General features: G+C 39.6%; 13 protein-coding genes and 1 other RNA gene. 4 read left to right on the forward strand and 10 right to left on the reverse strand.

What is annotated here, in order from left to right; all coding sequences use genetic code 11:
- Positions 1-16 precede the first annotated feature (16 nt).
- The 9 genes from G6W41_RS09575 to G6W41_RS09615 all read right to left on the reverse strand — a co-directional run bounded on the left by G6W41_RS09575 (position 17) and on the right by G6W41_RS09615 (position 6,285).
- The gene (locus G6W41_RS09575; protein ID WP_194171371.1) at positions 17-553 is read right to left on the reverse strand and encodes a superoxide dismutase family protein; all 537 of its coding nucleotides are present in this window, start codon (positions 551-553) and stop codon (positions 17-19) included.
- A 66-nt stretch (positions 554-619) separates the two neighbouring features.
- Complete coding sequence (locus G6W41_RS09580) at positions 620-1,387, reverse strand: TIGR02757 family protein (protein WP_194171372.1); 768 nt, start codon at positions 1,385-1,387, stop codon at positions 620-622.
- Positions 1,384-3,255 (reverse strand): flagellar hook-associated protein FlgK, encoded by a 1,872-nt coding sequence (flgK, locus tag G6W41_RS09585; protein WP_194171373.1) that lies wholly within the window; start codon positions 3,253-3,255, stop codon positions 1,384-1,386. The genes G6W41_RS09580 and flgK overlap by 4 nt, the downstream gene beginning before the upstream one ends.
- Before the next feature lie 3 nt (positions 3,256-3,258).
- On the reverse strand, positions 3,259-3,690 hold the full coding sequence (locus tag G6W41_RS09590) for a flagellar export chaperone FlgN (RefSeq protein ID WP_012001657.1): 432 nt from the start codon (positions 3,688-3,690) through the stop codon (positions 3,259-3,261).
- Positions 3,691-3,707: 17 nt separating this feature from the next.
- Complete coding sequence (locus G6W41_RS09595; protein ID WP_035142939.1) at positions 3,708-3,911, reverse strand: flagellar biosynthesis anti-sigma factor FlgM; 204 nt, start codon at positions 3,909-3,911, stop codon at positions 3,708-3,710.
- Positions 3,912-3,969: 58 nt separating this feature from the next.
- On the reverse strand, positions 3,970-4,269 hold the full coding sequence (locus tag G6W41_RS09600) for a rod-binding protein (RefSeq protein WP_012001656.1): 300 nt from the start codon (positions 4,267-4,269) through the stop codon (positions 3,970-3,972).
- Positions 4,269-5,321 (reverse strand): flagellar basal body P-ring protein FlgI, encoded by a 1,053-nt coding sequence (locus G6W41_RS09605; protein ID WP_009293749.1) that lies wholly within the window; start codon positions 5,319-5,321, stop codon positions 4,269-4,271. Before G6W41_RS09605 ends, G6W41_RS09600 begins: the two co-directional genes overlap by 1 nt.
- Positions 5,322-5,377: 56 nt before the next feature.
- A complete protein-coding gene (rsmD, locus tag G6W41_RS09610; protein WP_012001655.1) occupies positions 5,378-5,944 on the reverse strand; it encodes a 16S rRNA (guanine(966)-N(2))-methyltransferase RsmD in 567 nt (188 codons plus the stop codon).
- Entirely contained in the window at positions 5,941-6,285 is a 345-nt protein-coding gene (locus G6W41_RS09615) for a hypothetical protein (RefSeq protein ID WP_021089777.1), read from the reverse strand. The genes rsmD and G6W41_RS09615 overlap by 4 nt, the downstream gene beginning before the upstream one ends.
- A 119-nt stretch (positions 6,286-6,404) precedes the next feature.
- Between G6W41_RS09615 and G6W41_RS09620 the strand changes: the two genes are divergently transcribed.
- The 4 genes from G6W41_RS09620 to G6W41_RS09635 are packed head-to-tail and all read left to right on the forward strand — an operon-like array spanning position 6,405 to position 9,164.
- Complete coding sequence (locus G6W41_RS09620; protein WP_148818959.1) at positions 6,405-6,800, forward strand: FlaG family protein; 396 nt, start codon at positions 6,405-6,407, stop codon at positions 6,798-6,800.
- A 2-nt stretch (positions 6,801-6,802) separates the two neighbouring features.
- Positions 6,803-8,563, forward strand: coding sequence for a flagellar filament capping protein FliD (gene fliD, locus G6W41_RS09625; protein ID WP_194171374.1), 1,761 nt, complete (start codon positions 6,803-6,805; stop codon positions 8,561-8,563).
- A 9-nt stretch (positions 8,564-8,572) separates the two neighbouring features.
- Positions 8,573-8,944 (forward strand): flagellar export chaperone FliS, encoded by a 372-nt coding sequence (gene fliS / locus G6W41_RS09630; RefSeq protein ID WP_009293744.1) that lies wholly within the window; start codon positions 8,573-8,575, stop codon positions 8,942-8,944.
- Positions 8,937-9,164 carry a hypothetical protein gene (locus tag G6W41_RS09635; RefSeq protein WP_021085119.1) on the forward strand — a complete coding sequence of 76 codons (228 nt, stop codon included), beginning with the start codon at positions 8,937-8,939 and terminating at the stop codon, positions 9,162-9,164. The genes fliS and G6W41_RS09635 overlap by 8 nt, the downstream gene beginning before the upstream one ends.
- 108 nt (positions 9,165-9,272) lie before the next feature.
- On the opposite strand, the gene rnpB is transcribed toward G6W41_RS09635, so the two are convergent.
- Positions 9,273-9,599, reverse strand: an RNA gene (gene rnpB / locus G6W41_RS09640) — RNase P RNA component class A.
- Positions 9,600-9,776 lie beyond the last annotated feature (177 nt).

Below are 9,776 nucleotides of genomic sequence, written 5' to 3' on the forward strand. Positions count from 1 at the left end.
TTTTTGTGGGGTTTAATTACTTTATAACGCCGCAAAGCATTCTAGCACCGCCGCCGCCAAGTGCTTTTGGATGGTCGCTGTGGTTGTCGCCACCAACGTGAACCATTAGTGAGTGACCTTTTAGCTCGTCAAGGTTTTTGATCTTTGGAGCTAGCACTGGGTAGTTTGCATTGCCCTCAGCATCTACGTAAAGCGCTGGTAGATCGCCTTTGTGACCCTTATCATCCCATGCAAATGAGTGCATCTTTGTCTCAGCTGGATCCCAGTGACCGCCTGCTTTCATACCTAGACCCTTCTCAGTCGCGCCACAGTCAGCATTTTGGTGAACGTGGAAGCCGTGAAGTCCTGCAGGAAGACCTTTTAGATTTGGGAAAAGTGCTACGCCGTAGTTTGTCTTAACAGCTACTACTTCGCCAACGCTTTTGTCGCCTTTTTCGCTTAGTTCGCTAACTGGGATCACAAGATGCTCGCCAGCCTTTGGATCAAAGTGATGGCCCTCGTGAGCAAAAAGTAGTGTTCCTAGAACAGCACTTAGTAAAACGATTTTTTTCATACAAGCTCCTTATGGATAAAATTGTATGGCAAGTCTATCCTAAATTTAAAAATTTAGCAATAATTTTTATTTTTTAAGATTTTTTACGATAGTTTCTAGCTCTTTGCTTTGCCCTATCCTGTAAAGCGCAAAGTCGTATTTAATGGGATCAAGCTTATCAAATTCTCTAAGCCTATTTGTAAGCTCCATAACCGCTTTGAAGTCGTAGCTCTTTCTGCCAATAAGCCCTAAATTTAATGAAACCCTATGCGTATGCACGTCAAGTGGCATCAAAAGTCTATCTTTTGGCAAATTTTTAAACATCCCAAGGTCGATGTCGCTATCTCTTACCATCCAGCGAAGATACATATTGTAGCGTTTATATGGGCTTTGTGGCTCTTTTTCAAAGCTCTTGCCAAAGAAAAACTCATATCCATCTGAGCGGTAAGAATTTAGCCCATAAATAAATTTAATAAGCTCATTTACGCCCTCTATCATCTCGCCGTTTTTTGCAAGACCACGGGCTAAAATTTCTTCTATGTCACCCTCTCTTTTCAGGCGTGAAAGCGTGATAAAAATTTCTCGCACGTCGTTTTCATTTTGAAAGCGGTATTTGAAATTTGATAAATTTTTTTTGATATTTTGCTCACTCTCATCAAGCAAGCTAAAATCAAGCGAATTTAGAAATTTCACTATCATCTTTGCGTTGCCATAGGCAAATAACGCACAAATGAGTGCTATATTTGGCTCTTTAAATTTAGAGGCTACTTGGAGTGGGTCCGGGGCGTCAAATAGCCCCAAGTTTGTATTTTTACTAAGTACGTGTGAGTCTAAAAGGCTCTTTAGTTCGCTCATTGTTTTAGTGAAAGAAGGGTGTCAAGCATCTGATCAACGGTCGTGATGATCTTTGCAGCTGCGCCGTAGCTCGCTTGAAAGCGGATCAGATTTGTAAGCTCTTCGTTAGTATCTACGCCGTTTGTTGACTGAAATTCTGCCTCAGCTGTCTTTTGCAAAGATGTGTTTGTGTCGTGGATCGTATTATTTGACTCCGTATCGCTCGCCATATCGGTCGTAAAATAGCGGTAATATCCCTCGATCGTCTCGTCCCTATCAAGCGCAGTGCCACTTGAGTAAAATGTCTGCTTTTGATACTGAAGCTGGATCATCTTGTTTGCAACTTCGTTGTTTCCCACAACTGGCTTTGAGTAGGCACGAAGTTTTGTGTGATCTTGGGTGAAATTTTGATTTATGCCTATTGTATTTGAGTTTGCGCCTGAGAAAAATCTATTGATACCAACTGCGCCTGGGAAATTTGTGCCGTGATCGACTATTGAGATGCTATAAAGCCCCTGAGCTTGCTTTGGTATGAGCGCAAATGTACCTTGATGCGTGTTTTTATCATAAAAATACGACGCTTCAAAGAAGTCATCGACGTCATTTAACATGTTGTTGTCGTTGTTGTCGTCTGAATTTGAGTTGAAGTCTTTTACGATAGAGTTGCCGTATTTTGTATCGTTCATCGTCGTAGTGCCGTTTATCTCGATAGTCTTTTTGGCTACGACGTTGCCCTTGTTGTCATAAACTATGGCTTCAAAGCTGCCGTTTCTTATGCTGTTGTCGTGGTTCATCAGCGTCTTATCGTTTTCTAGGTAGCTTATCGGATCTGAGTTTGAAATTTCAACCGCAGACTCGGCATAGACGTTGTTTGTGCTTGTTATAAGCGTTTTTGAAAATGTATTTATGTTGTCGATATATTTTTGGATGATACCGTCGCTAAATTTATCATTATCTGGCTCGTAGTTGCGGCCCCTAAGATCAAGCGCGGCGCCTATTTTGCCATTTGTGATCTTATCTTCCATAGGGATACGTCTGCCATCTTCTCTTTCATAATAAATTTTAGTGTATTGTCCGCTCTCGGTCGAGCTCATAGAAATTTCATGGAAATTTACACCATCGACTATGCTAATACCGCCGATATTTAGGTTGTAGTATCTTCCTTGATCAGTTATGCCAGTATCTATCCTTGACTCGCTTTTTAGATCGCTTTTATAAACGGCTGTATTTACCAGCTTTGACATAGCAAGCTCTAGCTCGTCACGCTTGTCGCGAAGGTCGTTTGCATTTATCTTTATGCCAGCGTCTGCGCCTGACTCAACTCTTTGAATTTGCTTATTTATAGTTGCTATTTGCTTGCCAAGTGAGTTTATCTCGTTTATATTTATCTTTATAGTCTCGTCTATCTGCGTGTGCATATCATAAAGCATCTTTGATGAGCGGTTTAGACTGCCTGTTAAAACGCTAGCTTTATTTATCAAATTTACCTTTTGAGCGCCCTCGTCTGGGTTAGAAGCGAAGTTGTTCCACGCAGCAAAATACTCCTGGATATCCTTTACCATGCCAGTATCTTTTAGGTCTGGGAAGTATTTTGTCGCCTCTTGTAAAATTCTTTGTTTATAGCCTGTATTTTCTAAATTTGATGATGAATATTTTAATCTTGAGTAGGCAAACTCGTCGTGAAGTCTTGTCACGGTATCTACTTGCGTACCTGTGCCAACGCCACCAGGGACAGTGTTCATCGCTGGAGACGCAGACTGCACTACGCGCTGCCTTGTGTAGTAGTTACTATCGGCGTTTGTTATGTTATTTCCAGTTGTGCTTATTTGCACTTGAGCTGCATTTAGCCCTGAAACGCCTGTGCCTAATGACATAAAGATATTAGCCATTTTTTAAACCCTTGATTTGTAAAAATTATTATCTGTGCCGCTGCCATCTTGACCGTATTCATTAGTCTGAGTACCAAAGACTTTTTTGCTAAGCGAGTCAAAAAACTCCTTAACAACAACGACGTGTCTTGCATATTCTTTATTTACTTTATGCAAAATTTCAAGCTTTGAACGCATAAGCACTAGCTTTGACTTCACTTCATCATCTAAAACATTTGCAAGTGTCGTCGTGCCACTCTCTTTTGAAACCCTTAATAGCTCTTTATCCAAAGCTCTTTTAGTATCTTCAAAAGCACGCACAAGAGCATTTTTTTTCTTCACGCTCTCATCAACGCTTGAGTGCTTCGCCTCTTTTATGTTGGCGATATCTTGCATCGTTAAATTTATAAGCTCGTCTAGCTCGCCTATGGCCTCGTCCAAAAGCTTCTTTATCATTTAAATTCCTTCAAAATTTACAGCAACGCATCAGCCACAGCCTTAGCTGTTTTAGAGATATCTACCTGATAGGTGCCATTTGCTATTGCATCAGCTATCTCTTTTACCTTTGCGTTTTCGTTTGTTTTTACTTCTTTGTTTTCATTTTCAACTCTAGCATCGCTATTTTTATTTAGCGTATTTGCCTGGTAGTTTGGTCTTTGGTTCAAAGGAGTTATCATATCCATACCTCTTAAAATAAAATGTTTATATCACTACATCGGCAAAATATAAATTTACTTAAGAGTCTCTCTTCAAAAAATCGTATAAAAGTTCTGAAAAACCTAAATTTCCACTCAAAGCTTTGCTCATAGCGTCGTTATACATAGACCTGTAAATGTCGCTGCCAGCGGCTTTTGGATAGAGTGAGTTCTTATCATCTTCTTTTAAAGCGATATCAAGAACAGCTTTTACCATAAATGCTTCAAAAGCATCAGTTTGCTCTTTTAAAAGTGCATCTTGTTTGGCATTTGCATTTTTTATCTTGTTTGCTGAGATGTCACTATATGAATTTAGTGCTAAGGTGTTGTCTATTTGCATTATATTATCTCCAGATCGACTTGTATCGCGCCAACTCGTTTTAAATTTTCAAGTATCGAGATGATGTCACTTGGTGTTGCACCAAGCTTGTTTAGTGCTCTTGTCACGTTTGCAACGGTTGTTTTCTCGCCTGAAATTTTAAGTAGATTTTGACTAGGAGCCACCGAGGTGTCGCTACCTATATTTACATCATTTTGCGCTGCCTCTTCGTAGCTGTTTGGCTCTATCTTTATAGTTATAGCACCATGAGTTATCACGACTGGACTAACTACCGCGTTTATACCGCTAACTATCGTGCCAGTTCTCTCATCAACTACGATCTTCTCATCTGGCTTATACTCCACATCAAGATCAAGCACGGCGCTTGCAAGCTCGATGATACTAACATCATCTGGCTTTTTAACGATGACCGTTCTTGGATCGATCGCCTTTGCGGTATCGTCTGAGATGTTTGCATTTATGGCATTTTGGATATCAAGAGCGGTTTTAAAATTTGTATCTTTTAGGCTTAGTTTTATGCTATCTTGGTTGTAGATATCGTAAGTGACCTCGCGCTCCACAAGGGCGCCATTTAAGATAGTGCCAACGGTTGGGTGGTTGCCGCCACTTCTTCCTGCACTCTTGCCACCGATGCTTAGAGGACCTTGAGCCAAAGCGTAGATATCGCCATCAACGCCCTTTAGCGGAGTCATAAGAAGTGTGCCACCTTGCAAGCTTTTTGCGTCGCCGATAGATGAGATCTCTATATCAAGCTTGTCGCCATGCCTTGCAAATGCAGGCAATTTTGCTGTCACCATAACAGCGGCTGCGTTTTTAGACTTGATATCATCTGGATTTATCTTGACATTTACGCCTTGAAGCATGTTTGATAGCGACTGGATCGTAAATTTTGACGTTGAGCCATCCCCTGTGCCGTTTAGTCCGACGACTAAACCATAGCCTATTAGCTGGTTATCCCTTACGCCAACGATGTTTGCAAGCTCTTTTATCTGCGTAGCAAAGGCTGAAGTAGCTATCACTGAAGCTGCTACAAAAGATAAAATTTTTTTCATATTTTTTCCTAAAATTTAGCTATTTTAGGTTTTTAAAGCAAAAGATGTTCCAAAATTTACTGAAAATAAGAGAGAGAAGTAGCTCCAAATTTTTTAAATTTAACAAGCTTATACGCAGAAATTTCATCGCCAAATTTAAAGTCGCTGTTATGCTCAAAAACTATCATATAAATTTTCTCTTTTTTTAGCTGCGAGATCAAATTTACAAGCTTTTCATAGATATCATCAAAGCCAGCCCTTATGTCAAATGGCGGATCAAGATATAGTAAAACCTTGCCATTTTGTGAATTTACAAGATCAGGCAAAAGTGCAAAGCTGTCGCCATTTATAGCTTTTAAATTTGGACTTTGCAGGCTTGCAAGGTTGCTTTGCGTGATCTTAAAAGCGGCTCTATCTTTTTCGATAGCGATAGCCTCGCGCGCTCCGTTACTAACAGCCTCGCTTGCCATCACGCCACTTCCGCCAAAGCCCTCTATAAATGTAAGTGAGTAAATTTCATCTCTAATGACGTTAAAAAAGGACTCTTTTACGATGCTTTTTGTGCTTCTTGTAGTGCTTAGACTTGGTAGCTCAAGCCTTTTGCCTTTAAATTTACCACTTGAAATTTTGGTGTAGAGTTTCACTGATTTGCCCTTAAAATTTCAAGCAGATCGGCTTTAAATTTATCTATCAAATTTGAGACTTTTTGCTCCAAGCTCTTTTCATTTACTATCTGATCTGGCTCTTTTGCCTTTGAAATTTGCGTGGCTGAGTAAAACTCCTCGAGCGTATCAAGAAGAGTGGCTCTTGTAAATGGATGAGAAAGATGAGCGTTCTTACCTATTATAAATAGCGGTTTTTTTGTGACGATCTCGCGGTCACTTACTACAAAATCACAATCCTTATGATGAGCGGCTAAATTTCCACAAAAAAGCAGCAAGGTCTTTTGCAGCAAAATGCAGTCGCATTCAAATGAAATTTTCATATCCCGTCCTATAAATTTTGCTCGATTTTAACCTAAATAATCAAAAATTTATATAAATACTAAAGGAATTTAAAATTTTACCGATGTAGGAGCTAGCGTAAGTTTTAAGGAGTAAAACTATGGAAATTTTCAAAGCAGCAGCAAATCAAACACTTGATGCAAACATGAGCACGTCGGCTCAGCGTCAGATAGACAGCAGACCTATCGAGCACTCTGATGTCAAAGTAAATGCCGACGAAAACGGTAAAGCAAAAGGTGCAGATGAGCTAGATGAACTTAGTAACGAGGATCTTGCTAGAAAAACAAGAGAGGTCACTGATAGGCTAAACTATCAGATGCAACAGCTCGATACTAATGTAAGATTTGCTTACAACGAGAAGTTAAATTTAATGGTAGTGCAAGTAAAAGACGCCAAAACAGGCGAAGAGATAACACAGCTTCCGAGCAAAGAAGCTATAAAAATCAGCGAGTATTTCAAAGAAAGTATCGGAATACTTTTTGACAAGGAGAGTTAAAAATGGCAGTAGGTAACGTAACAAATTTAGGCATCGGTACAAAAAATAGCGGCCTAAACGATGAGCTTATCAAGAAACTAAAAGAGGCTGATGAGGCTGGACAGATCAAACCACTTACAACAAGACTAGAGAAAAATGAGCTTAAGCAAAAGGACCTTGCGGCTCTAAAAACTCTTGTTAGCAACGTAAATGTTAGTGGCAAAACACTTGGAGGCGAGGCACTTTATCTAAAAAGAAATACAAATAACGCTGGCAAAAGCGTCACAGCTTCTGCTGCAAACGGCGTTAGCGTGCAAAGCTTTAGTATCGATGTGCAAAAACTTGCTCAAAAAGATACATTTCAAAGCACGAATTTCAAAAATTCTTCAAGCATGGTGGGTGCGACAAATACTGGCTCGTTTGATGTTGAGATCGATGGACAAAAATTCTCTATCGGTGTGACAAGATCGACAACTTATCAAGATATCGTTGATAAGATAAATGACGTAAGTGGCGGTAAATTGCAAGCTAGAATTTTAAATGTTGGTGGCGATAAACCAAATCAAATAATGCTTCAATCAGGCAGCACTGGCGCTACACAGACTATTAAATTTTCAAACGACACTGCTGGCATTTTAGACAAGCTTGGCTGGGATGATACGCAGTTTCAAGACACAGACGAGCACGGCACAGCGCTAACAAATCCTGATGGCTCGCCAAAGATGACATCAAATTTGGAGAAAAATAGAATTCTAAAAGCACAAGATGCAGAATTTACATATAACGGCGTAAATATCAAAAGAAGCAAAAACAGCTTTGATGATCTAAGACCGGGCGTAAATATCACGCTAAATGAGACTGGCAAGACAAATGTAAGCGTCTCTCAAAACACTGAAGAGGTCGTAAAAGCGGTTGAAGAGTTTATAAAAGACTACAACCTAATGACTATGAACCTTGAGATCGCTACAAAATATGACGAAGAAAAAGGTGCTGGTACTTTCCAAGGCGTAAGTGAAATTTCAAGCCTTAGATCAAACATCGGACGTCTAGTAAATGGCCAAGATAGCGAAGGCAAAGCGCTAAGTAAATTTGGCATAGTGCCAGATAAAGACGGTCAGCTTCAGCTTGATCTAAATAAATTTAACGCAGCACTTAGCAAAGATCCAGAAGAAATTCAGAAATTTTTTATGGGTTCAAGCAAGACTGAGCCGATAAGCTACATGGGTAACTCAACCGTTAGCGCAGGTGCGTTAAATATCCAAGCTGGCGATCTAACGATAAATGGCAAGTCAGTTATATTTTCAACCGCAGCTGGCGGGACAGCTGAGGATAACGCTCTAAAGCTTCAACAAGCTATCAATGACGCTGGCATCGAGGGTGTAACAGCTAGCCTTGATCAAAGCGGTAAGAGGATCATCTTAAAAAGAAGTGATGGTGAAAACATCGAAGTAAAAGGCAAGGCTTCTGCACTAGCAACTCTTGGTATGAGTGAAGCCACTGTAAATCCAGTGACTAAAAAAACTGATGGACTTTTTACAAAGCTAGCTAAGATGCTTGATGGTGCTGTTGGCAAGAAAGGTACTATGATCGCTATGCAAAATCAGCTAAAAGACGAGAGTGAGTCTATCACTAAAAATAAAGAGAGCACTCAAAAGCTTTTAGATGAGAAATACACAACGATGCAAGAGCGCTTCATCAAGTATAACTCTATCATCGCAAGTTTAGAAAATCAGTTCTCAACTCTAAAATCAATGATAGATGCTGAGATAAACAGTAGAAAATAAGAGAGAAAAATGAATCAAAGTGCATATAGTGCATACGCACAGTCGAGTTTCGGGGGCATCGAGTCCCCGACTAAATTAATAGAAATGCTTTATGACGGAATTTTGAAATTTATATTTCGCACAAAAAAAGCGATCGAAGCTGGAGATATAGAGAAAAAGGTCTATTATATAAACAGAGCAAACGCTATCTTTGTTGAGCTTTTAAACTCGCTTGATTATTCTCAAGGCGATGTGGCTCACTATCTTAGCGGACTTTATACAAGACAGATGCAGCTTCTTGCTATGGCAAATATCCAAAACGATATTAACGCGCTAAATGAAGTAACAAATGTCGTAAAGCAGTTATCAGAAGCATGGAGGGAGGTAACATCAGGTGAATAGCTGGATCAATGAATTTAAGCTAGCGTTAATAAACGAAGACACAAGAAAGCTAGCTGCACTATCACAAAGCTTTAGCGAAGATATGTTTAAAAGCTTAGCTTCGGCTCAAGAAGCACAAGCGCTAATCGGCGGTGCGATAGAGCTTTTTAAAACTAAATCTTCACACATCCAAAACGAGCTTACAAAACTACAAAAAGCTCAAAAATACGTAAAAAACTAATCTAATCTCAAACTTTCAAGGCACGGCATATTTGCCGTTTTTGTCTTGAAAATCTTTTAAATTTACTAATTTACAAACTGCTTGCTACTTGAAATTTACTCTAAATTTAAGGGAGGCACGGCGTTAAGCCGAGTTCTGTCTTGAGCGATCATTTATCTACGCTTGCTTTTACAAACAAGCTCTAGCGAAGGGTTTTAATATAAGACCAAAACCATCCCTTCTTACTGCAAGTTGGGTTTATATGGCCACGCAAGTTACCAAGCGTGCCGGTGGGCTCTTACCCCGCCGTTTCACCTTTACCGCCAAGGCGGAAGTTTGCTTTCTGTTACACTATCCCTTAGGTTTCCCTAGCCATCCGTTAGATGGAACTTTGTCTTATCGCAGCTCGGACTTTCCTCTTTTGTAAGATGCAAAAGCGACCGCTTACCGTGCCAGAGCGTGATTATATTTAAAATTATATAAATTTACCCTGCGACCAAATTTTTCATCAAATTTTGCAAATTTATCTAAGAAATTTTTTGATTTCTGAGCCTAAATTTTGTCACAAGTTGGTATGAAATTAATTTTTTTATTTAATCTTTTTAAAATTTCTTTACAAAAACAAGAGTAAAA

This window comes from Campylobacter concisus (assembly GCF_015230035.1).
In the GTDB taxonomy this organism is placed as follows: Bacteria; Campylobacterota; Campylobacteria; order Campylobacterales; family Campylobacteraceae; genus Campylobacter_A; species Campylobacter_A concisus_BK.

Bases quoted from the DNA above. Each gene is read 5' to 3' on its own strand.
- G6W41_RS09575 (WP_194171371.1), bottom strand. From the start codon at position 553: ATGAAAAAAATCGTTTTACTAAGTGCTGTTCTAGGAACACTACTTTTT.
- G6W41_RS09580 (WP_194171372.1), bottom strand. From the start codon at position 1,387: ATGAGCGAACTAAAGAGCCTTTTAGACTCACACGTACTTAGTAAAAAT.
- flgK (WP_194171373.1), bottom strand. From the start codon at position 3,255: ATGGCTAATATCTTTATGTCATTAGGCACAGGCGTTTCAGGGCTAAAT.
- G6W41_RS09590 (WP_012001657.1), bottom strand. From the start codon at position 3,690: ATGATAAAGAAGCTTTTGGACGAGGCCATAGGCGAGCTAGACGAGCTT.
- G6W41_RS09595 (WP_035142939.1), bottom strand. From the start codon at position 3,911: ATGATAACTCCTTTGAACCAAAGACCAAACTACCAGGCAAATACGCTA.
- G6W41_RS09600 (WP_012001656.1), bottom strand. From the start codon at position 4,269: ATGCAAATAGACAACACCTTAGCACTAAATTCATATAGTGACATCTCA.
- G6W41_RS09605 (WP_009293749.1), bottom strand. From the start codon at position 5,321: ATGAAAAAAATTTTATCTTTTGTAGCAGCTTCAGTGATAGCTACTTCA.
- G6W41_RS09615 (WP_021089777.1), bottom strand. From the start codon at position 6,285: ATGAAAATTTCATTTGAATGCGACTGCATTTTGCTGCAAAAGACCTTG.
- G6W41_RS09620 (WP_148818959.1), top strand. From the start codon at position 6,405: ATGGAAATTTTCAAAGCAGCAGCAAATCAAACACTTGATGCAAACATG.
- fliD (WP_194171374.1), top strand. From the start codon at position 6,803: ATGGCAGTAGGTAACGTAACAAATTTAGGCATCGGTACAAAAAATAGC.
- fliS (WP_009293744.1), top strand. From the start codon at position 8,573: ATGAATCAAAGTGCATATAGTGCATACGCACAGTCGAGTTTCGGGGGC.